This window comes from Larkinella arboricola (assembly GCF_003259745.1).
Classification (GTDB): Bacteria; Bacteroidota; Bacteroidia; order Cytophagales; family Spirosomataceae; genus Larkinella; species Larkinella arboricola.
In genome coordinates this window covers 1,019,356-1,042,855 of sequence record NZ_QLMC01000002.1, presented here as the reverse complement: position 1 = coordinate 1,042,855, position 23,500 = coordinate 1,019,356, and the positions used below count along the sequence as shown (strand labels likewise).

The following is a 23,500-nucleotide window of genomic DNA, read 5'->3' as shown; positions in this document are numbered from 1 at the left end:
GTAATACACATAATACACAGTCAGGAACGAAAGAGCGGCTTACGTATAGCACAAAGGATGCTATGCACGTCGCTGTATATCCTATCGTTCCGAAGCATTTTTAACTTTTTTCCCGAGTATATGAACCTACTACGTTTACGTTTATCTGTCTACCTTTCCTGCCTGCTGATTTTGCTCAACCTCTGGTCGGGTTTTGCCCTCCAGGCCGCTCCGGCCCTCCAGGACCCTTTCTACCCGGTCTGGACACCCCGGACCCCCGGTCAGAACAAACGCGTTGAGGCTCCCAGCATTGTCTACAACAAAAAAATCTACGTCTTTGCCGGACTCAATCCGAAACTCGACATCAACAACTCCAACGAAGTCTACGACCCGGCCACCAACACCTGGACCTACATTGCCCCCATGCCCCTCGATGCCCAGGGCAAACCCCAGGCCCTCACTCATAACGGTATTGCCCTGGTCGACAACATCGTCTGGCTGGCCGGCGGACGCGTCGGTGACAACCCGGGGCCGGTTACCGATAAGGTCTGGCTCTACAACCTGACAACCAACACCTGGGCCGAAGGGCCGCGTCTGCCCGCACCCCGGGCGGCTGGTGGACTGGTGCGTCTGGGCCGTCGGCTGCACTTCTTTGGCGGCTTTGGTCCGGCCGTCTGCAACGACGACAGGGCCGATCATTTCGTCTACGACCTCGACCAGCCTGCGCTAGGCTGGCAGACGGGGCTGGCTCCCCTTCCCATACCCCGCAACCACTTCGGTACTGTTACGGTGGGCGGTCAGATCTACGCCATTGGTGGGCAGTACGGCCACGACTGTGGGGGCGGTCAGGATCAGAAAATGGTGCATGCGTATGACCCCGCCACCAACACCTGGACCCAGAAAAAGGATCTGCCCTATGCCAACTCCCACATTGAGCCGGGCAGCTTTGCGCTGGATGGTAAGATTCTGGTCACCGGTGGAGAACGCAATGGGCAGAATATCCTGCAATACGATCCGGCTACCAACAACTGGACGATCATCGACCAGATGCCCACGGCCCTGATTGCGCCTTCGGCGAAGGTGATCGATAACTACTACATTGTCTCACACGGCGGGGCACCGGGCAGTCAGCAAAGCCAGGAAGCCGCCTGGATCAAGAGCATCACCCGCAGCAAAAACACGCAGCTTGATTTCTGGCCTAATCAGTTGACGGCTTCGGCCGCGGCTGGTCAGCAGGTTACGGTAAAGGCCCTGTTAGGAACCTTCTCCGATCAGGCCACTTACACCATCAACACGGCCTCCTTACCGGGCTGGCTAAAGGTCAAGACGGCTTCCGGTACCACCGATGAGGCTGGTGCACCGGTGGAACTGACGCTGAATGCCGCGGGTTTACCGGCGGGTAATTACAGCTACACCCTGACGGCAACGGCAGCCGGTTACAGTCCGGCCAGTGTGGAGGTCCGCCTGACGGTGGAGGGCGGTTCAGGGGCGCCCACGCTGCTGGCGCGCATCAATGCGGGCGGTCCGGCGGTAACCAGTAACGGGGTGTCCTGGAGCGGCAGTGAGTATTTTTTTGGCGGTAAAACCTACACTAATTCCAAGGTGAAGGAGATTGCCGACACGCAGGATGATGTGCTCTACCAGACCGAGTACAGCGCCACCAGCAACCTGAGTGGTTTTGGGTTTGCCATGCCGGTTCCGGTTCCGGGTCAGTACACGGTGAAGCTGCACTTTGCCGAGATTTATTGGGATGCTACCGGCGGTCGGGCAGGTGGTGTAGGCCAGCGGGTATTCAGTGTGAACCTGGAGGGTGGCCCTGTCGAGCTGGCTAACTACGACATTTTGGCCGATGTGGGCAGCATGCGGGCAGTGGTCAAGACCTATACCGTGGAGGTCGGTGACGGGGTGTTAAACATTGACTTTTCAGCCTCGGCCAACCAGCCCAAAATTTCGGCCATTGAAGTGATGGGTCCGGCTCCGGCTTCTTCAGAAAGTGTCCGGTTAAACGCCGGGGGAGCGGCTTTTCTGGCTTCGGGCAGTCGGCAGTTTGCCGCAGACACGTACGTCACGGGCGGCAGTACGACAACGGTGGGGAACGTACAGATTGACAACACCGCCGATGATGCCCTCTATCAGACCGAACGCTATGGCACCTTCAGTTACAATGTCCCGGTAAGCAATGGTTCCTACAACGTAATCCTGCACTTTGCCGAGACGTATTCGAAGGTGATCAACGGAACCATCAGCCGCAAATTTCATGTGGATATCGAAGGCCAGCGCAAGCTGACCGAGTATGATATTCTGGCTAAAGCCGGTGGGGCCTGGAAAGCCGTGCAGGAAACGGTTGGTGTGACCGTCAACGATGGCGTTCTGACAGTAGCTTTCGTGCCGGGATCATCGCAGAATCCCAAGGTCTGCGCCATTGAAATTGTGCCGACCACGGTTTTGGCCAGTCCGTCACGAATGCTGTCAGCAACGGTAGCGAATCCTGAAACCACCGGGAAGGCTGACCTACAGGTTAAAATTCTGGGTAATCCCATTCAGCAGGATGGCCTGGACGTTGAGGTGCAGGGGGCAATGGGCCAGCCGTTGCGGTTTAAGTTGATCGACGCAAAAGGACAGGTTGTTGCCGAACATGAAGTCGCTAAAGCGGGTATTCGTGAGCAACACCGTTTGTCGGTTACCGGACAGGCTGCGGGTTTATTTTTCCTGCGGGTCAGTACCCCGGAGCAAAGCCGGACCCTGAAAGTACTAAAATCAGAATGATTATAACAAGCAGGCCCGTAATACGGTTTGTAGTTAAAAATATCCCACGTAGGGAAATTTGTCCAACGCCCTGATTCTATACCAGTTACTTGAATCGGGTAGAGGGTCGGTTACTTCCCCGCCAACAGGTACGGCGGGGAAGTGAAATGGCGGGGTAGCAGCCCTCCGGAGCCTGCCACACCAGATTTAAACAGTAAAGTTTTCCGGATTTATTATGTATGGTCGTACCGTTAAATGTCAACAATGGTAAGTTAAACGCTAAGTTCTTATGAAAAACGCTCTTTACTTATTACTAATCTGTTTACTGGTCCTTCGAACGGGGACATCGGTAATCGCACAGGGGACGACGTGTCCGGCTCCTTATGAGGAAAAAAACGGGATAGTCGTTATTGAAACCGAGAATCTGGGCCTGCCTTCGGGCTGGCAGAAAAAAACCGCTGTTGGCGGCTATACCGGCAGCGGATACATTGAATGGACGGGGGCTGAAAACTTTTCAAGAACCGGCGTGGGCCTGATCGAAACTACCGTCAAAATCAACCGAACCGGAAAGTACATCTTTCAGTGGCGCAACCGGGTAGGTAAAGGCAACTCGCTGACCGAACACAACGACACCTGGCTGCGCTTCCCCAACGCCAGTGACTTCTACGGCGAGAAAGGTTCCCGCAAGGTCTATCCGTATGGAACCGGAAAATCGCCCAACCCCAACGGTGCCGGGGGCGATGGCTGGTTTAAAGTCTATTTCAATGCCGGTGTCTGGGACTGGGCCTGGACAACCTGGGTTAGTGACCGCGATCCGATGCAGATTGTGGTTGAGTTCGATACCCCCGGCATCTACAAGCTACAGATCTCGGCCCGGTCAGCGGCCCATTTGCTCGACCGGATGGTGATGTTCCATTCCTCGGTGAGCGCTTCAACGGCTCAGGCGGCTGCCGAAACCAAATGTACCACCGGCAGCACACCCACCAACCAGCCCCCGGTGGTCTCTACACCGATTCCGGATCGTACTGCAACGGTGGGCGAAGCGTTTAACTACACCTTCCCGACCAACACGTTTAGTGATCCTAACTCAGACGCCCTGACGTACCGGGCTACCTTATCCAGCGGAGCTGCGCTGCCTTCCTGGCTAACGTTCAATGCCACTAACCGCACCTTCAGCGGGGTGCCCACCGGCACCGCCACGTTAACCGTTCGGGTAACGGCCAATGATGGCAAAGGAGGCCAGGTCAGTGACGATTTTTCCCTGCGCGTCAATGCCGCTCCAAGCAGTCCGGCTACGACCTACCGCATCAATGCCGGGGGCGGCAATTACACCACCTCGGACGGCAAAGCCTACAGCGCTGACAACTACGCCAGCGGAGGCACCGCCTATTCGCGTTCGGGCGACATCACCAACACCACCCAGGATGCGCTCTACCAGACCGAACGGTATGGTAACTTTACCTACAATTTCCCCATCAGCAACGGTACATATACGGTCATTCTGCACTTTGCCGAGATTTACGCCACGGGTGTCAACCAGCGCAAGTTTCATGTGGACATCGAAGGTCAGCGTAAGCTAACCGAGTATGACATTACGGCCAAAGCGGGTGGGACCTGGAAAGCCGTTCAGGAGAGCTTTACGGTGGCCGTCAGTGACGGTACGCTCAACGTGCGGTTTCTGAATGGGAGCGTCAACAACGCCAAAGTCTGTGCCATTGAGGTGGTGCCGGCTGGGTCGGGTATTGCCATTCCCTACCGCACGAATGCGGGCGGCAATAGCTTCACCACCTCGGACGGCAAAGCCTACAGCGCCGACAACTACGCCAGCGGAGGCACCGCCTATTCACGTTCGGGCGACATCACCAACACCACCCAGGATGCACTCTACCAGACCGAACGGTATGGCAATTTTTCGTATAACTTCCCCGTTGCCAATGGTACGTATACGGTCATTCTGCACTTTGCTGAGATTTATGCTACGGGTGTCAACCAACGCAAGTTCCATGTGGACATCGAAGGTCAGCGCAAGCTAACCGAGTATGACATTGTGGCCAAAGCGGGCGGGACCTGGAAAGCCGTCCAGGAGAGCTTTAGTGTCTCGGTCAGTGATGGCACCCTGAACGTACGGTTTCTGAACGGTAGCGTCAACAACGCTAAGGTCTGTGCCATCGAAATCCTGCCCGCCGGTTCGACGGCCCGGTTGGCCGATTCTTTGGCTCCGGCCAGCGCCGAAGGAGGGCCGGTGGTCCGGACGTATCCGAATCCTACGCCGGGAACGGTAACCATCGACGGAATCAATACAACCTGTTCCGATTTTCGGGTTACGGTAGTTCAGGGGCTTTCGGAGTCAGAGCCTCAGCAGGTAATCACCTCTGATTCTCAGGTACAGTTGCAACTGGGGAACTTGCCCACGGGATTGTATATACTGCGCATTCGTCAGTGCGGCAATTCACTCACGGAAAAAGTCATCGTTGCCCCATAACCGAGGGGTATTGCACGGACTAGAAACGTGCTTTTAAGGTATCATGAAATGGATTTTGGTCTGTAAGCGCCAAAATCCATTTTTTTTAAGACGAAACCCGACCCTGGCTCTGCTTTTTCAGCTTACGTTCAACCTATAACGTTACCGTAAAGAAACCGCGTTTGGGGGGCGGATGGCGGTAGTTTTGACAGAGCGGATGGGACTCAAAGCATAGAAAAGTACCCCCATGATGGTACCATAAAAAAGGATTGTTGACTTCCTGAAGAGGAATGCCGGGCTTCGTTGTTTAGTTTTTACTACCTTCATGGCCCTGTAAAAGTCATGTTGTATTCGCTTTTACCATGCTACCGAATTTCGAATTACTGCTTCAAAATATTCCTGAAGCCCTGTTTATACTCAATATCGATGGTTATATCACCTACGCTAACCCGGCGGCCAGTACGATTACCGGGTACGCCAGTGACGAGTTAATCAACCAGCCGCTTACCCGGTTTTACCCCAATGCGCATGATGCCATCAGGACGGAGTATGAACTGAGCCAGGTTCGTAAACATGGAAAACTGATCACCGAAGGGTGGAAGTTAAAAAAAGACCAGACCCCATTTTGGGCCGAAATGACGCTGGCGCCCATTTACGACAGGCAACAGACGCTCACGGGTTATAATTGCCTGCTACGGGATACGTCGGAAAAAAAACAGCGGGAGCTTGCGCTTCGGGAAAACGAAGAACGGTTTCGGCTGATGGTGGAAGGGGTACGGGATTATGCCATTTTTCTGCTGGATGTCAACGGCTATATAACCACCTGGAACGAAGGCGCTCAACGGACGAAAGGGTACAGCTCCGGGGAAATTATTGGCAAACACTTTTCCACGTTCTATACCCTCGAAGACCTCGAAGACCGAAAGCCGGAACGCGAACTGAAAATTGCCATTGCAACCGGCAAGTATGAGGAAGAAGGCTGGCGGGTCAAAAAGAACGGCTCGGTTTTCTGGGCCAATGTGGTGATTACGGCCCTGTTCAACAGCGAGAATAAGCACATTGGTTTCTCGAAAGTAACCCGCGATCTGACCGAACGAAAACAGGCTCAGGAGTTACTGCGCCTGAGCGAAGAACGGTATCGCTCCCTGGTCGAGCAGGTGACGGATTACGGAATTTTCATGCTGGATGATAAAGGGCGTATCATTAGCTGGAACGAAGGAGCCCGACGAATAAAGGGGTACAACGCCGAGGAAATCATCGGGAAATACTTTTCGATTTTTTATACCCAGGAAGACCTGTTTAACAATAAGCCAGCGAACGAATTAAGAATCGCCATAGAAGTTGGTAAATACGAAGAGGAAGGCTGGCGGCTTCGGAAAGACGGCAGCCTGTTCTGGGCGAATATCGTGATTACGGCGGTTTATAATACGGACGGAACACTCATTGGTTTTTCAAAAGTAACCCGCGACCTGACCGAACGAAAAGCGGCTGAAAAAGCCCTGCGGGAAAGCTACGATCAGCAACGGATCCTGGCGGAGCAGTTGAAAATGACCAACGAAGAACTGGCCGCCATCAACGAAGAACTGGCCGTAACGAATGATGATCTGGCCGAAACCAACCGACTGCTGCTGCGTTCCAATCAGAGCCTCCAGCAGTTTGCCTATGTCGCCAGCCATGACCTTCAGGAGCCGCTGCGCAAAATTATTTCGTTCAGTACACTCTTGCAGGAACAGTATGCGGAGCGGTTAGGAGAGGGAACCGATTACCTGGAGCGGATGCAGTCAGCGGCCAGCCGTATGTCGACGCTCATCCGGGATTTGCTGGCTTTTTCACGGCTTACGACCCGGAAGGATACCGCCGGTGTTGTCGCGTTAACGGAGGTCGTGAATCAGGTGCTAACGGACCTTGATTTGACCGTTCAGGAAACCGGGGCTACTGTGGAGGTCGAACCGTTGCCAACCGTATACGGCGATTCCTCGCAGTTGCGGCAACTTTTTCAAAACCTGATCAGTAATGCCCTTAAGTTTCGCCGGGCCCAGGTGACCCCTGTGATTCAGGTGACCACGCACCTGATGCCTTCGGTAGACCTTCCGCTTTCCGTAAAACCAGCCCGGGCCGCTGCGGCTTATCACCGGTTCGATGTGTCAGACAACGGCATTGGCTTTGAGGAGAAATACACCGAGCGCATCTTTGAAGTCTTCCAGCGGCTGCACGGGCGGAGTGAATATGCCGGAACCGGTATTGGTCTGGCCATCTGTGAGAAAGTAGTCATGAACCACGGCGGGGCCATTACGGCGGTCAGTAAGCCGGGTGTGGGCAGCACCTTTATTGTCTACCTGCCTGCCGAACCCAACTCCATGCCCGTTGCGCAGGCTGAATAAAAAGTCAGGGACGCTTTCGTGGGTTTGAAAAATAAAAACAGCCGCCCCGAAAAATGCTATTCAGGGCGGCTGTTTACCAGATAAGGCCGGTTTCCGGTTACAAATAACCAATTAATATCCGGGGTTCTGTTTGAGTTGGGGAGACACATTCAGGACGTTCTGACCGATGGGGAAAATGGCGGTATGATCGTCGGGATCGGGTTCCTTGTCCCACCACCGGCCGGTATTGAACACGCCCCAGCGAATCAGGTCGGTCCGTCGGCGTCCTTCAACCAGAAATTCGCGGCCCCACTCATCGAGCATTTCCTGATCGGTTAGCTGACTGCCATCGGGTTTGTATAAACTCGGCGAACCCGCCGGGTAGTTTCGCGCCCGCACTGTGTTGAGCAGCACCGCAGCCGCAGCCTTGTTGCCCGCCCGGTATCGGCACTCGGCCAGTGAATAATAAATTTCCGCCAACCGGATTTCGGCATAGGCCGAAGAAATCTTGTTCGGATCGTCGCTGGGGTAGAAGGGGTATTTAACCGGAAAGACGCCCGAGCTGTGATCGCCGTGGTTCATGTTCGATTCCTTGTCGGCGATTTTGGTGCCGGGCTTAGCCCCCAGGAACATACCGACCTGATCCCGGAAGAAAAGCGCGTACGGGCCCTTGCTGCCCCGGACGGTATCCACCCTGCCGCTCGAATTGACATAGGGCAGATAACCGTACAAAAACATACCTTCCCGTTTGCTGTTGCCCAGGTTTTTATACTTTTTAACCCGGTAATCATCCGCATATTTCTGGAACTTTATGAACGGCTTGCCCAGCGCAAAATTGTACTCTACGCTGTCGACATCCCGGCCCGGTTGCAGGGCATACTTCGGGTTGGAGTCGCCCCAGTCGGTAAAGCCGAAGTAGCGGGGGGCCTGAATGGGCATGGCCCACCAGTACATACCGCTGTCGTACTGCCAGTGGGTTAAGCCGAAGCTGCCGGGAAATCCGAAAATGGTTTCCGGCGAGTTGGCGTTGTTGTAATCAAACGGCGCATCCCAGCGTGTTTCCAGGGCATAATTACCGTATTTGCCCGCAATAATATCCTGGCATACGGTCGCGCAGTCCGCAAACCGGTCGGTGCCCGTATAGACTTTCGCGTTAAGGTACAACCGGACGAGCAAAGCGGCTGCTCCACCCTGGGTCCAGCGGCCAACGGCGTTTTCGCCCAGACTCTGGCGGGTGGGCAGTTTGGGCAGGGCGTCTTTCAGCTCCTGTTCAATGAAGGCCACGGCCTCCTGGGGTGGTACCTGCGGCCCGCCCTGGCTCTGGCCCTTTATTTGGGTCACCAGCACAATGTTGCGGTAAAGGTCCAGCAGACGGATGTTCAGCCAGGCCCGCAGCGTCCGGAGTTCGGCAATCATACCGTCCAGTTCGGCCTGGGTCATTTCAAATTTGGCCGGGTCGGTAATGCCCTGCAAATCTTCCAGCGAATTGGTAGCCAGGTTAACGCCCTGATAGAGTGCATTCCAGGCGTCGCTGGTATACCCGTCGTTGGGCGTCCAGGTGTGGTAGTGAACCCGCTGGAACTGCCCGCCGTCGTACCAGTCGCCCTGGCGGTTGATGGTCATCAGTTCGTCGCTGCTGTTTTCCTGAAGCATGAAGGTGTTACCGCCCTGAATACTCCAGTAGCAGTGTTCAAACGCCCGCAGAAAGTCCCGGGTTACGTCGGCCCGGGTTTGTAAAAAGTTTTCGGACGTAATCCGGTCATAGAGAACTTCGTCCAGATTGGTGCAACTGCTGACGACCAGGAGCAGTGACAGCGCCGTCCACCGGAGTATGGGAGCCATAAAAGGAATTCGTTTCATGGTTGGTAAGCAGATTAAAGAGTAAGTTGAAGACCAAGCAGCAGTTGGGTGGTCGATGGATAATACGACAGCGAATTGTTTACACCGGGATACAGACCGTTCACCTGAATCAGATCCGGATCGCCCCCGGTAAATTTGGTGAACGTGGCCAGGTTGCGGCTCGTCGCGTAAATTCGGACCGATTGCAGAAATTTAACCTTCAGCGGCTGGGTGTAACTCAGGGTTACGTTGTCGAGTTTGACGAAGCTGCCCGATTCCAGAAAATAATCCGACAGGGCCGAGTACGTGGCTGCGTTGGTTAGTCTGGCGTATTTGCCGCCGTCATACGCCGATTTGAGCGTGTTCGCATTTTCCTGGGTGGCCGGTGTTCCCAGGTAAAACGCGTAGGTATTGAACAGGTCATAGCCGAACGTACCCCGGAAGAAAAGGCTCAGATCCCACTGCTTGTATTTGAAGTTATTGCTCAGACTGCCCGTGAATTTCGGCAGACCGTTGCCCACAAACTGCCGGTCGTCGTTGGTGGCTTTGTTGGCCAGAATGACGTTGCCGTTTCGGTCGTATACCTGCAAGGCCCCGGTTTCGTCAACACCTGCCGATTTTAACGTGTAAAAGCTGCCGATTCGGGTGTTTTCCCGCAACCGCTGGATGTTGCCCGGACTGCCCGGCGCGGGCATTCCCACCACATCAATGTAGGTCTGGCCCTGGTAGGCATCGTTGGAGAACGACACAAACTTGTTGCTGTTGGTGGCCCCCACGAAGGCTAGATTATAACTGAAATCATTCCGGTTGACGACCGATGCGTTCAACTGGATTTCCAGCCCCGAGTTTTTCATCGTACCTACGTTGGCAAACGTGGTTCCCTGAATGTTGGGCGGGTTGGGCACCGAATAATCCCCGAGCAGGTCTTTGTTGGTGCGGATGTAGTAGTTCAGGCTACCCGAAAGCCGGCTGTTGAGCAGTTCAAAATCAAGACCGACGTTGAAGTTGATGGCTTTTTCCCAGCGGAGGTTGTAGTTCGTGTTCTGACTCGGCCCCCAGACCTGATACGAGACTCCGTTGTAGAGGTAATAACCGTATCCGCTGTAGGTATCCAGCGACAGGTAATTGCCAAAATCCTGGTTACCGGTTACCCCGTAATCCGCCCGGAGCTTCAACTCGTTCAGCCAGGGAATACCCTGCAAAAACGATTCCTGGGTGATGCGCCAGGCTGCCGAAGCCGCCGGGAAATTACCCCATTTGTTGTTGAAGCCGAATTTGGATGACCCTTCCCGCCGGAGACTGGCCGACAGGTAGTATTTCTGATCGTAATCGTAGTTCACCCGTCCGAAAAACGAAATCAGTTTCGAACTGTTCCGGTACGAACTTACGCCGTTGACGCCCGAGGTCAGGTTCCAGGTGCCCGAACCCAGGTTGTTGTAGGTCAGTACGTTGGACGGGAAAAGCTGGTTGGAAGCATCAAAACCGGATGAGGTAAACAACTGGTAGGAATAGCCGCCCAGGAGCTTAACGGAATGTTTCTGAACGTCCAGCGCGTAATTGCCGGTCCATTCAAAGCTTTTCTGGTCGTTTTCGTCCAGGTCCTGAGAGGCCGTATTCCGGCCACTGCCGTTGAGTACCGTCGTCAGGGTGGAGGGCGTAAAATTGTAATTTCGGAACGAGGAGTTTACCTGACCGATGGTCACCGTTGAATAGAGGTTATCGAGCAGATTCAGCCGGAACGACGCGTTGAGGTCCAGGTATTTGATTTCCTGCTCGGAGCGCACTTCCCGGGCCCGCTCCACCGGGTTGTTGGCGAAAAAACCGGTGGTGATGTACGCATACCGGCCGTTGTTGTCGTAGACCGGCTGTGTGGGGTTGAGCGTCAGGGCGTAGTTGAAACCGCTGTAATCGGCCAGATTGGTCCTGGCATACCGGGGGGCCGCGCTGAAGGTAATGGCGTACAGGTCGTTGGCTGAGGTATGGTTGATGTTGACCCGGCCGCCGTACTCTTCCTTCGAAGACCGCAGGTCAATACCGCCCGCGTTCCGGTAATCCACCGACGTGAAATAATTGGTTCGGGTGTTGCCGCCCGAAAATTGCAGGGTGTGTTTCTGCGAAAAAGCCGGGTTGTTGCTGACGGTTTTCATCCAGTCGGTATTGCCGCCCAGGTCCACGCCCCGCTTATTGGCCAGAAATTCATCCCGCGACAGCACCGAAAGTTGGTTGGTGATAAAGTCAAAGGCGGTGTAGCCGTCGTAAAATATGCGGGAGTCGGCGGTGCCTTTTTTGGTCGTGATGACAATGACCCCGTTGCTGCCGCGCGTTCCGTAAATAGCCGAAGCCGCCCCGCCCTTCAGCACGTCGATGGATTCAATCTCGTTCTGGTTGATGTTGTCCAGGTTACCGCCCGGAACCCCGTTGATGACAAACAGCGGCCCAAGCCCCGCACTCCGGGAAGAAACCCCGCGAAGCTGGATGTTGGGCGTGGAGTTGGGGTCGGCATTGGCGGTGTTGGTCACCGATAAACCGGCCACTTTTCCCTGAATGGCCATCAGCGGGCTGTTGCTTCCCACGCGGAGCAGGTCCTTGGCCGACAGGTGGGTAATGGCGCTGGAAACCTCTTTCCGATTGAGCGACCCGTAGCCCACGACGACGACTTCATTGAGGGTTTTATTGTCCTCCTGAAGCGTTACCTGCACAGACGAGCGGCCATTGAGCGTCACTTCCTGGGAGGTGAACCCCACGTACGAAAAAACGAGAATGTTGGCCGTTGTCGGCACCTGGAGTTGGAACGTGCCGTCGGGATTGGTGGTGGTTCCGGTGGTGGTTCCTTTCACGAGGATGGATACGCCCGGTAAGGCGCTGCCTTGTGAATCGACTACTTTTCCGGAAACCGTGCCGGGGTTTTGCGCGCGCCCCGTCAGCGTTCCCGCCAGGAGCAAAATCAAAAGAAACAGCGTCCTGGGCAGGAGCCGTAGACCGTGTTGGGATGGAAGCCTTCTGGACCTTCCACATGAATTGTTTAGGTCAGGATACATACTAAAGATTGGTTAATAGTTAATTGTTTAAATAAACAAAGACTTCTGGCTCTTGGGAAAGCGCTGGTGGACCCGCCAAATCCGCAGTCATCAAGCCAGTATGCCTGTCGGCCAATTCAAGCAGAAAGCCAGTGCGTTCAAAAAATATCGATTCCGGGTTGTAAGCCGATAAATAAGGAAAACGGGCTTCTGTTGACGGCCTATAGGCAGTACAATCGTAAAGTTTATTCGCGTTAATCTTTCGGGATTGTTGATAATCTTATCCTGTAGTCCGGCCTGTCTACGTCCGCTAATTATACGTTAAATAAAAACCCATTCGCGGCCCGGCTCTTTTTCAGTAATTTATGTTTGCCAAACCCTGAAAATCATGAGCAAGAAAATTATTGTCTGCGCCGACGGCACCTGGAATGAGCCCGAGCAACTGGACCGGGGCAGCCTGGTGCCCACCAATGTCGTTAAAATTGCCCGTGCCCTGGCACTGGCCAAGAAGCCCGATCAGGAAGATATTTATTACGACCTGGGTGTGGGCACCAGCGGCTGGCTGGACCGGCTGCTGGGGGGCTTAACCGGCAACGGGTTGATGACGAATATTTTTGACTGCTACCACTTCATTGCCGAACGCTACCAGCCCGGCGATAAAATCTACCTGTTTGGCTTTAGTCGGGGGGCTTACACGGTCCGTAGTCTGGCCGGATTGATCTGTAATTTTGGTCTGGATAAAGAACTGGTGAATCTGGATCTGATTCGCACCCGGCACGAGCAGCCCGCCATTACGACAGCCGCTAACCGACCCGTCGAGGAATCCCGGCAGAAGGCCAACGCTTCGCACAACACCCTGCGGGAATTGAAGGGGGCCTACCAGAAAATGAAAAGGCAGCAAAACCCGGCTGCGGTTGACGAGTACCAGCAAACCCACGATTGTTACCATCCCGGTATCGAAATGATTGGCGTCTGGGATACCGTCGGGGCGCTGGGAATACCGTTTCCCATTCCGAAAGAAGTCCTGCCGGATAAAGTGGCTACCTGGTTGACGAGTCGCCTGCTGGGTGTCTACCGGTTTCTGAACGCCGAGCTTAATCCCAAAGTAAAAGCGGCCTACCACGCCATTTCCATTGATGAAAACCGCCGGTCGTTTACGCCGACGCTCTGGAACGAAACCAGTCTCACCGGTGAGCAGACCGTGAAACAGGTCTGGTTTGCCGGTATTCACAGTAACATCGGCGGAGGGTATGCCGATGCGGGGCTGTCGGATAACGCCCTGCTCTGGATGATCCGGCAGGCCGAGAAGCACGGTTTGGAATTCAGTGAATCCTACCTGACCCGAAACCTCCATCCCGATGCCTTTTATGGCGAGTTGCGGGATGAGCGGTCCCGGCTGCTCAAACGGATTTTATTTCGGAAAGGGCTGCGGCAAATCGAGATCCTTTGCAAAGGGGCCGGGGCCAGACCCATTATTGCCGAAAGCGCCATTGAACGGCAGTCATCCACAATCTGCAAACAGAAATATAAACTGAACTTGCAGAAGGATTTTACGTATGAAGTTGAAAAAGGGTTTTAGCCTGATCCACGCGCTCCGTCGGCGGGGTGGTTTACGCCCGTTTCAGATGCCGGGCAAACGTTTCTTTTACGCGCTGCCACATGGCTTCCGTGAGTACATGGCCCTGCCCCTCCTCAATAAACGACGTGAAATTCTGGGCAGCACCGGCTTTCTGGTAGGCCGCAGCGATGCGCGGCAGGCTCGCCCGGACAAATTCAATCGGCGAACCGGTATCCTGGGCGCCGAAGTTGAGATGCAGAGCCCGGGGGGCAATGAGAGCCGCAATGTCGGGCGTATCGCCAAACTGAGTCCAGCCGGGAACAAAGTTCGGAAAGCAGTGCAGCAGGTGTTCGTGTTCAATGGCTGCGTAACTGGGCAGGCAGCAGTTTCCGACCAGGCACTTCAGCCGGGGTTCGAGCGGCCCGACCAGCCAGGAATGCGTCGAGCCCATCGAATGACCGTAACAACCGAGCTGACTCGCCAGCACGTCGGGGCGGCTCGCCAGGTAATCGACAGCCCGGCGCATTTCCAGAACGTTTTTCCAGGCCAGACTGCGGCCCCGCACCACCTGCCGCAAAAATTCGAAGCGTTCGTAATCACCCTTTTTTAATTTGCCGGTCGGGTCCTGCCGTTCCTCAAAACAGAGGGTATCCGGACACAGCACGACGTAGCCTTCCCGCACCAGGGCAACGGCGGTATGGTGCATGGGATTACCGGCCAGACCGGCGGGCTCCGACTTGCCCAGGTGGTATTCGCCGTTGTGCTGATGCCAGACCGCAATGCCGGGTGCTGGCTGCCGGGCCGTTGCCGAATCCGGAATCAGCAGCAGCGCCGGAACCCGTTCCTGCGGCTCCACTTCGTAAGTGATTGATTCAATGCGGTATCCCTCTTTCCGGATGGTTTCCCGAAGCTTTGGTTGCAGCGGAGTTGCTTGCGGAAACGGCCCGCCCAGGCAGGTCTGGTAGTGCTGGAGCAGGGTGTCGGCCAACGGTTCCGGCAAATCCGTTCCACCCGGAAGCTGACCGACGGTTGCCAGTGCGCCGAGGCTTCCCAAGAGCTGCGTTTTCATAAAATCCCGTCTATTGCTCGAAAAAGGTGTCTTTTCCATAGGTGCCCGCTTCATGATCTCAGGGTTTCATCTTAAAGCCCTGAAAATATCACAAAAAGCGGGTTTGACGAACTAATTTAGCACTTGCTGAAAAATAATTGTTACGGATGTTTCGCCCTCCGGGGTGCTCTGAATCGTCAGGGTGCTCTTTTTGAAATCCAGCAGCTTTTTAACGATTGACAACCCCAGGCCAGAACCCTGCTGTTCGTAGATTTTACGATCGAACTGGGTATAAGGGGCAATCCGGGCAATATCTTCCGCCTTAAAAAGCTGCCCCACATTCGAGATGCTCAGGTGGTAATTGATGCCTTCCGGCCAACCGCTGATCCGGATGGAACGGGCACCCTTCGAAAACTTGCAGGCGTTGTCGATCAACTCGTCTAAAATGATCCGCACACTGGTTTCCGAGCAGTCAACAACGGCGCTGACAACCTCAATCTGACAATCGATTTCCTCATCCTTCCGCTCCCTGACCTTGGCGATCTGTTGCTTCACAACGTCGGCATCAATTCGGGAAATACCGTTGGTGAAAAATTCAAAGGAAGAATCGGTAGGGTTGATTTGCTGAAGTTCCTCGATGAATCGCAGGTTATCCAGCGATCGTTTCAGGCGGAGCGCCGACGCTTTAATCATCGACAGCATCGACAGCGTATCTTCTTCGTTAAACTCCTGATAATGATCAAGTAGTAGGCTGGTGAAGCCCAGAATACCGCTGAGCGGAGTGTTGTATTCATGCGTGGAGACGCTGGTGAGGCTCCGGCGAAGCTCTTCCAGGCGGGCCTGCAGGCCGGCTTCCCGCAGGGCCTCACGCTGCAACCGGCTTTCGATGGTCCGCAGCAGGCTATCCAGCGTGAACGGTTTGGTCAGGTAGTCATCCGCCCCCGAAACCATTCCCCGGCGCACATCAATTTCTTCGGTTCGGGCCGTCAGAAAAATAAAAGGCACGGTAGCCAGTGAACGGTTATTCCGAATGGTATCCAGCACTTGATAGCCGTCCATCTCCGGCATCATAATATCACACAGGATAAGATCCGGCGGAGAGACCATCGCCTGACTAATCCCCTCGCGGCCATCCGGGGCGGTAGAAACCTCGTAGCCTTTCAGACTCAGTAAGGTGGCTACATTTTCCCGGATCTGAATCTCGTCCTCAATCAATAAAATTTGCGTTGCCATACAGTCCTTTTAAAAAATGTGGAAATGGGTTAACACGTTCGGGTGGTAGCCTTTATTGGGTTGGTTCAATGGGTAATCGGATGGTAAACGTTGTTCCTATTGATTCGGTACTCTGCACACCCAGCGTGCCGCCGTGAAGCTCCACAAATTGCCGGGCAATGACCAGCCCCAGCCCCGTGCCCTGAATGGCTTCGGTGTTGCGGGCCCGGAAAAACGTCTGGAACAAGGCCGGAATATCGCTGGCGGGGATGCCAATTCCTTTGTCGATGACCTTAATAACCAGCTCGTCCGGTTCAAACTGGATCACCAGATGCGGGTCTTCCTTTGAAAATTTAAAGGCATTGGACAGCAGGTTAGTCAGAATGTGCCGGATCAGCTTCTCGTCAAGGAATGCGTGGAAGGGCGTTCCTTCTACCGAAATCTGAACGGAGCGTCCGTCGGGCTGATGGCTAAAATAATCGCTGACCACCTCCTTACAAACCGACACAACATCCACATAACGGGGAATGAAGGCAATTTTACCCGCTTCGATTTTGCCGATACTCAGCAAATCCGAAAGCAGGCCGTTTACATTCTGAATCTGTTGCTGGATAATACCCAGTTTATCTTCAATGAAGGGCCGGGCGGTAGCGGGGGGCTGTTCCAGATACAACTGAATCAGATCGATACTGGTCTGGATGGCCGTCAGCGGGGTCCGGAACTCGTGCGAAGCCGTTGCCACAAACTGGGATTTGAGCTGGTTCAGTTCCTGCTCCCGTTGCAGGGATTTTTTCAGAATAAACTCGGTTTCCTTCTGACTGGAAATGTCACTGACGATGCCAATATAACGCGATGGATTGCCCCAGCAGTCTTTCGAGACAAACGTTCGGATCTGGAGCCAGCGGATCTCCGTGCGGTCGCCTTTCACCCGACACTGAATGCTGACCTCCTGTCCCTGACGGTATTTGGCAAACTCGGCCATCACCATCGGCCGGTCTTCCTGTAGAACCGTATCGAGGAACGACATATCTCCGTACGTAACCTGCTCAGGATCAATACCAAACACGCGTTCATAGGCCGAATTGATGTATAATAATTCAAACGGCTCGATGGAGTGAATCCAGAATACCTCGTCTACGTTCTCGGCAATCTCGCGAAACCGCTGTTCGCTTTCCCGCAAAGCCTCCTGGGCCTGCTGCCGTTCGGTGATGTCGCGGGCAGAACCATACACCAGGTTATCGATTCCGATGGCGTTCCATTCCACGATGCGGTATGTGCCGTCTTTTTTGCGAAACCGGTTAATCTGGTTACGAATAGGTTGGTGAAGAATATTGGTCAGCAGGTTCTGGAAAACAAATTTCTGCTCGTCGCGGTGCAGCAGATACAGAAACGGAATCGCCATCAGTTCGGCCTCCGAATAACCGAGTGCCAGTTGAAAGGCCCGGTTGGTTTTCAACAGATTGCCCTGCGTGTCGGAAATGCAGTGCATATCCAGCGCTCCGGTAAAAAAGGTGTTAAATTCCCGGTTTTTCTGCTGGAGGTTTGCTTCGGCGGCTTTCAGCGCGGAAATATCCGTGGCAATACCGACATACCCGATGACTACACCGTCTTCGTCCTGAAGGGGGGTTGTAACCAGAAGAACAGGAACATGCTGGCCATTTTTACCCATCACAACGCACTCGGTATTGAAAAAGCCATCGCCAGCGATTGTGGCTGCGAAGTAATTCGGCGTTTTGTTTCCATCTACCGGATGCTGGAAGGATACGAAAGGAACCGGGTTGTCGATGGGGCCGGGCTGAACGTACGTAACGCGTCCGATCAGTTCGTCGGCCTGATACCCTATTAGTTTTTCGCAGGCCCGATTCGCTGTACGGATCACACCGTTCTGATCGGTCGATAGAATGGCCTGACCGGCATGCCTGAGAATGGCTTGCTGGAGCGTCGATAATTCCGTAATGGTCCGGGTGCGGGCCGCCACCCGTTGTTCGAGTTCCTCGGTATAATTCCAGAGCTGCTCATCGAGCTGTTGCTGATACAAAGCGATGGCTAACTGGCTGGCCACTTCCTGGGCAATATCCAGGTACTCCTCCGTAAAGAAAGACGGCTTTGCCGAGGTCATGGTAAAAATACCGATACACTTCTGACGACTATGCAGCGGCATCACCAGCAGGGACTGGTATCCCTGCCCGTAAAAATTCAGCTCCGGCGGAATACCGGGCGTGTCCGGTTGCAGGTCAAATAAATATACCGGCTGATGGTCGGGAAAAAACGGACTCGTAAAGTAGTGGATTGGAAACGACAGGTTGGGCTTCGGTATGGTCAGTCCGTTTGCAATCCGGTATTCGGCGGTGGCCAGTCCCGTTCCCTGATCGATCCGGAACAGGGTTAACCGTTCGCAGGGAACCAGGGCGTTGATGTGCCGCATGGCCAGCAACAGGGAAGGGTATTCGGACGAACCGGGGCTGAGCAGGGCCTGATCGATGACGTGCAAGCCGGCCAGACGCTCGTTGATGCGCCGGGTGTCGCTTTCCTGTTTAAGCCGTTTTTGTACGGTGCCAATCAGTGAACTGAACGTTTGCAGCAGCGAAATGTCGTTCTCATCCCAGGTCTGGAATTGCCGGATGGCGTAAAATCCAATGTAGCTCGTCGTGTTTTCGTCCCGCGTCAACGGAAAGATCATCAACGACCGCATGGGGATAATATTAAAAAGAGCGCCTTCCGCAACGGCTTCGGGGGGCAGTTTGGAGCCGTCGAGCTGGAGAACGCGTTCAGTTGCCAACTGGTCGTGCAGCCAGTCCTGGTTGTTAACCGGCAGATTTTGCAGGTGTTCTTTTCGGGGGGTAATGCCGGGGGCACACCATTCGTGGGTGCAGTTCCCATATTTCCGGTCCGTCGAAAAGGTGAAAATCGAAGCCCGGTCGGCGCCGTTGTAGGTTGCCACCCGGCCCAGTGCTTCGACGAGATAGGTATCCAGATCGGCGGCATCGATGTTAATCAGCCGAGCCGAAATTGACGAAATGATGGACTCCATTTCCAGCCGCCGTTGCAGTTCCCGTTCGGTTTTTTTCTGCTCGGAAATGTCCTGTAACGTGATCATTACCTGATTATCCAGTGGGGTTAAGGTCACGTAGAGCCATGTACGATGACCTTTTGGGCGAAGCTCGACGGTAACCTGCTGCGGTTGTCCCGTTTGGAGGACATCCGCTATACGCACCAGAAAATGGTCTTCCGTTACCAGAAGAAACGCGTTTACGGGCTGGCCGATCAGTTTTTCTTCGGGTTGTCGGAGGATTTGCGAAAAAGCGCGGTTGACCATCCGGTACTGGAAATCAGTAATTTCCTGCTGGCCATTGCGAATAGGTTCAACAAAGGCTACACCCTGAGGAGAAGCACTAAATAAAACCTGCAATAGTTTGTCCATACTAAACCGGATAAAGGGTGTATTTCGTCAATACACGTGTTCAAATTAAGTTCCCTACAAGCGAGAGGGCTAAAAAAACATATCGTACACCGAACCATGGTTCCCGGTAACAAAGAGTTTACAAGTCAACCCGGACTTAATGGATGGATTTAAACGGGCGCTGGATACCCGCTGTACCGGGTTAGCGTCTGTCCATCTGCCTGTCTTTAACAGACACCGTTGAAAGAATGAGCCATCAGAACGCAGGAATCGAACTAAAAATGCTTCTCATGATGGGTTGGGATAACTCATTGTCTGATAAAAGAAACGGCATTTATGGTGATTTGTTCGTCTTTGTCAAGGCCGGTTACAGACAGAAACGGAATACAATATCTTTTCTAATGAGTAGGAAATGCAAATTCCGTACCTAAGCCGGAGCCGGAACCTAAAAAGTTACTATTTCATTTTCGGGGGTTACAAAAACGTTATCCGAATCAACTCCTATGAGCATCGGATGTATGGTGACTAATTACCGCTATTGCGTGATCGCACAAGTCTATACGTTTTATACGTTTATGTAGGTTTGTTTGGAGAATAGGAAGAAGCGAAGGGCGAAAATGAAAGGAGCTGTGATCTCGGAAAAATAGAATATAAATGAGAGCCAGTTATTCATTCGGGCCCGGGGCGAATGAATAACCTCTTCAACCATCCTCGGAAGGATCGTGACCGCCTACCGATCCCTACGCGCCGGATCATGAAAATTGAGAAAGGATGGTTTGTTTTGCAACCGGACCAACGGAAACGAATGCGTATAAAGGAGACCGGGCTGCAATTCATGAGCAATAGAATAAATGAAATGCTTTTCCGGGGCGGCATTTTAAAATCAAATGCGCCATCTACCGGCGCATTATGGCGGAATAGTCTGCTGAAACGGACGGATACCGGCTTGAAAATCAAATCCTGCTGTGCCAGAAACCAATCCTGCGGGACTGGCTTTCTCGGGTTTGTGAATATCTTGCTGACGAAGTGTTAGTGAGTGGTTATCAGGCATTCGTGAGATTGTCCGGATGGGTAGAGCGGTTTGACGGTGGCGTTCTGGACGTTGAAAAGTTGATTCCTTCCTGAGTGCGGACGATCAGGGGTAGCCATCCCGGAGGCTGCAAAACCGTTCGGTTAGAACGGTTTGTAAAGATTGCCTGGATGCGGAGCCGGGTCAGGCTGATTGAGTACTATACTAGTATGTACATTGATTGTCAACGCAACGAAATGGAAAACAAACCGTTAGTACTTCTTCACCTTGCGCTCTTCTTTGGCTTCAGTTTTCTGTCAATTGGCAGCCAGGCCGCTCCGGTCATGCCGACGGCCAGCCAACCCCATACCGTCTCCAGCGGGCTGGCTCCCGTCAACCAGAAGCGGTTTCTGGGCGTGACGATCTTTAATTTTGAAACCGATCCGAAAATAGACGACGAACGCATTGCCCATTCGGCTGCTGCGGGCTGTAATGCGGTTGAAATTACGATCAACTGGGATATGGTGTATCCGACCCGCCAGAGCACGCCCAACTGGACCGTGGTAGACTCCCACATTCAGACGGCGCAGCGGCTGGGCCTGAAAATCGCGCTGCGCCTTTTTGTAGGGCGGGAAAACTCGCGTCTGGGCGGTTTCTGGTCGGAAAACGAAACGATGGTGGCGTCCGATGGAACCCGGACAACCGGTATCGGAAACGTTCAGGTGAGTTTTGCCCACCAGCCCGCCATCGAATCGGCAAAAGACTTTGTGGAGGAATGTACCAAACGGTATCACTATTTACAGCAGCAGAATCAATTGCTGTTTATATCGGTGGTGTCCTCTCCGGCGCTGGAAGCCGAGTTTTCGCCCGTATATACCAAAGAAAATCTGAAAGGACCCATCGGGTTTGACTACAGCAATTCGATGAAAAACGCGTTCCGGGAGTGGCTGCGGGCGCGGTTTACGCTGACCCAGCTAAACAGCCGCTGGGGAACCCGTTATGGCGACTGGAATGCCGTTAACCCGCCAACCGGCAGTACCGGCGATCCGTTCAGCGTTTATATGGCCAATCGTCAGGGAAAAGACTGGTATATCTTTCGGCACCGGCTGCTCGAAACGTTTCTGAATGACATGACCCAGACAATCCGGTCGGTCGATGGTGCTATCCGGGTTGTGAATCAGCATGGAGCCGTTTGGGACCGGCTGAGTGGCCTGCGGGGAACGGCCGGATTTAAAAGCCTGAATCAGAACGCCGACGGTTTGAAGTTTAACGACGGCCCGGACTATAATCACCGGTTTTCGATGGATGTAGTCCGGAGCAACCTGAAACCGGGGGCCTTCATGATCAACGCCGTGGACGGTATGTTCCACAAGTCGGTATCCATTAACACGTATTTTGCGCAGGTACAGGAGTGTCTCGAACACGGTGCTTCGATGATTACGCTGGCCAATTTCGGCAGTGATGCGGCCCGGCCGGTGCTGACGGCTTTGGTCAGGAAGGTGCTGGATGCCGGTTTACTCGACAAACCGGTGACGCAGGTACAGACCGGCAGCACCATCAGCTATACACTTTCCGAAATACTCCGGGATTTCTACGCGCCCATCAGCATCCGCTGGACGGAGCAGTACAACAAATCAGGAAAAAAGCCCGTGAACGTAACCCTGGTTGAAGATCTGCTGGACGAAGAAGCCGATCCGTCGCAGCCGGTTGAAAACCAGCCCCCGACGGTTATACAGCCGTTTCCGGATATGAACATTCCGGTTGGCAAACCGTTCAGTCTGGCCCTGGGCAAACAACATTTTCAGGATTCGGACGGTACCATTGTCAAACTGGAAGTCAGTGGCCTGAAGGGTGGGTTAACCTATAATGGTACGACAAACCGCATTACCGGAACGCCAATGGCGGAGGTTCACATGGTTGTGGTGGCCACGGCAACGGATAACGACGGTGCTTCGGTGATCGATAAGTTTGCCATTCGAGTGAAGACGAGTCCGCAGCCGCAACCGGGTGGCGAAGAACCCGGGGAGCCGGGGCCGGTTGTTGTGACCGGCAATTTTGAGGGTTTTCTCGATAAGGTGGAGTGCGGAACCATTCGGGGGTGGGTCTGGGACCGTGATAAGCCCAATACGCCCCTGACCGTAGAATTCTTCGCCGACGGTCAGCCAATCGGCACAGCCGAGGCCAATATTAACCGGCCCGATCTGGTAGCGGCTGGCAAAGGAAATGGCAGTCATGCCTACCGTTTTACAACCCCGGAGAGCCTGAAAGACAACCGGCCCCATGAGATCAGCGCCAAAATTCTGAACAGCAACTACACCCTGAAATACGCGCCCAGGATGCTGACCTGTCCGTCGTCGGCCCGCCTGTCGGCTGAACAGAAGCCGCCATTGAAGGTAACGGTTTGGGGCAACCCGGTCGATGACCAGGTACAGGTGGGTCTACAGGGCGCCGAAGGCAAAGCCGTTCGCTACCAGCTCACCGACATCCGCGGTCGGGTGATTCATCACCGGCTGGTTGAAGCCGCCCGGGCTATTGAGAACCAGCAGTTCGGCGTTGGCAGCCAACCGGCCGGAATCCTGATTCTGCGGGTGGAGAGCGGGCAGCAGACCGTTACGGTGAACGTGCTGAAGAAATAGGGAGTATCTGATTTTCAGAAACAGCCCGAACTTTCGGACTGTTTCGGCCTTTTTAAACCGAAAAGGGCCAGAAGCTGATTTTAATCAATTTTTCATTTCCATCATTTGCGTCGATTAGCAACAGTTTCCATACTTTTGCGTGCCTGATTCAGAACATCAGGACCATCTTCTCTTCATCGACTTCGTACGCGTATCGACCGGCCTGCTTTGGTAAGGACGGTTTTTTTGTATCGATT

At 53.9% G+C, this 23,500-nt stretch carries 10 protein-coding genes; 5 read left to right on the top strand and 5 right to left on the bottom strand.

Annotated elements, in window-relative coordinates; translation table 11 throughout:
* The first annotated feature begins 120 nt into the window (after window positions 1-120).
* From LX87_RS11355 to LX87_RS11345, 3 genes are all read left to right on the top strand, one after another.
* Window positions 121-2,745: a malectin domain-containing carbohydrate-binding protein gene (locus LX87_RS11355; RefSeq protein WP_170139346.1), complete on the top strand. Its 2,625-nt coding sequence runs from the start codon at window positions 121-123 to the stop codon at window positions 2,743-2,745.
* A gap of 268 nt (window positions 2,746-3,013) precedes the next feature.
* Window positions 3,014-5,206: a malectin domain-containing carbohydrate-binding protein gene (locus LX87_RS11350; protein WP_111628303.1), complete on the top strand. Its 2,193-nt coding sequence runs from the start codon at window positions 3,014-3,016 to the stop codon at window positions 5,204-5,206.
* A 341-nt stretch (window positions 5,207-5,547) separates the two neighbouring features.
* On the top strand, window positions 5,548-7,566 hold the full coding sequence (locus tag LX87_RS11345) for a PAS domain-containing sensor histidine kinase (RefSeq protein ID WP_111628302.1): 2,019 nt from the start codon (window positions 5,548-5,550) through the stop codon (window positions 7,564-7,566).
* Window positions 7,567-7,677: 111 nt separating this feature from the next.
* Here LX87_RS11345 and LX87_RS11340 read toward each other — a convergent pair whose 3' ends face one another.
* Window positions 7,678-9,387, bottom strand: coding sequence for a RagB/SusD family nutrient uptake outer membrane protein (locus LX87_RS11340; protein ID WP_229310627.1), 1,710 nt, complete (start codon window positions 9,385-9,387; stop codon window positions 7,678-7,680).
* Between the two features lie 32 nt (window positions 9,388-9,419).
* Window positions 9,420-12,332 (bottom strand): SusC/RagA family TonB-linked outer membrane protein, encoded by a 2,913-nt coding sequence (locus LX87_RS11335; protein WP_229310626.1) that lies wholly within the window; start codon window positions 12,330-12,332, stop codon window positions 9,420-9,422.
* A gap of 457 nt (window positions 12,333-12,789) precedes the next feature.
* On the opposite strand from LX87_RS11335, the gene LX87_RS11330 reads away from it, so the two are divergent.
* Complete coding sequence (locus LX87_RS11330; protein WP_111628299.1) at window positions 12,790-13,980, top strand: T6SS phospholipase effector Tle1-like catalytic domain-containing protein; 1,191 nt, start codon at window positions 12,790-12,792, stop codon at window positions 13,978-13,980.
* A gap of 31 nt (window positions 13,981-14,011) precedes the next feature.
* Here LX87_RS11330 and LX87_RS11325 read toward each other — a convergent pair whose 3' ends face one another.
* The 3 genes from LX87_RS11325 to LX87_RS11315 all read right to left on the bottom strand — a co-directional run bounded on the left by LX87_RS11325 (window position 14,012) and on the right by LX87_RS11315 (window position 19,640).
* Window positions 14,012-15,028: a dienelactone hydrolase family protein gene (locus LX87_RS11325; protein ID WP_229310625.1), complete on the bottom strand. Its 1,017-nt coding sequence runs from the start codon at window positions 15,026-15,028 to the stop codon at window positions 14,012-14,014.
* A gap of 111 nt (window positions 15,029-15,139) precedes the next feature.
* Window positions 15,140-16,240, bottom strand: a complete 1,101-nt coding sequence (locus tag LX87_RS11320; RefSeq protein WP_111628297.1) for a hybrid sensor histidine kinase/response regulator — start codon at window positions 16,238-16,240, stop codon at window positions 15,140-15,142.
* A 52-nt stretch (window positions 16,241-16,292) separates the two neighbouring features.
* Complete coding sequence (locus LX87_RS11315; RefSeq protein ID WP_111628296.1) at window positions 16,293-19,640, bottom strand: PAS domain S-box protein; 3,348 nt, start codon at window positions 19,638-19,640, stop codon at window positions 16,293-16,295.
* Between the two features lie 1,218 nt (window positions 19,641-20,858).
* Here LX87_RS11315 and LX87_RS11300 point away from each other — a divergent pair.
* The gene (locus tag LX87_RS11300; protein WP_170139345.1) at window positions 20,859-23,264 is read left to right on the top strand and encodes a beta-galactosidase; all 2,406 of its coding nucleotides are present in this window, start codon (window positions 20,859-20,861) and stop codon (window positions 23,262-23,264) included.
* Window positions 23,265-23,500 lie beyond the last annotated feature (236 nt).

Bases quoted from the DNA above. Each gene is read 5' to 3' on its own strand.
- LX87_RS11355 (WP_170139346.1), top strand. From the start codon at position 121: ATGAACCTACTACGTTTACGTTTATCTGTCTACCTTTCCTGCCTGCTG.
- LX87_RS11350 (WP_111628303.1), top strand. From the start codon at position 3,014: ATGAAAAACGCTCTTTACTTATTACTAATCTGTTTACTGGTCCTTCGA.
- LX87_RS11345 (WP_111628302.1), top strand. From the start codon at position 5,548: ATGCTACCGAATTTCGAATTACTGCTTCAAAATATTCCTGAAGCCCTG.
- LX87_RS11340 (WP_229310627.1), bottom strand. From the start codon at position 9,387: ATGGCTCCCATACTCCGGTGGACGGCGCTGTCACTGCTCCTGGTCGTC.
- LX87_RS11330 (WP_111628299.1), top strand. From the start codon at position 12,790: ATGAGCAAGAAAATTATTGTCTGCGCCGACGGCACCTGGAATGAGCCC.
- LX87_RS11325 (WP_229310625.1), bottom strand. From the start codon at position 15,028: ATGAAAACGCAGCTCTTGGGAAGCCTCGGCGCACTGGCAACCGTCGGT.
- LX87_RS11320 (WP_111628297.1), bottom strand. From the start codon at position 16,240: ATGGCAACGCAAATTTTATTGATTGAGGACGAGATTCAGATCCGGGAA.
- LX87_RS11315 (WP_111628296.1), bottom strand. From the start codon at position 19,640: ATGGACAAACTATTGCAGGTTTTATTTAGTGCTTCTCCTCAGGGTGTA.
- LX87_RS11300 (WP_170139345.1), top strand. From the start codon at position 20,859: ATGTACATTGATTGTCAACGCAACGAAATGGAAAACAAACCGTTAGTA.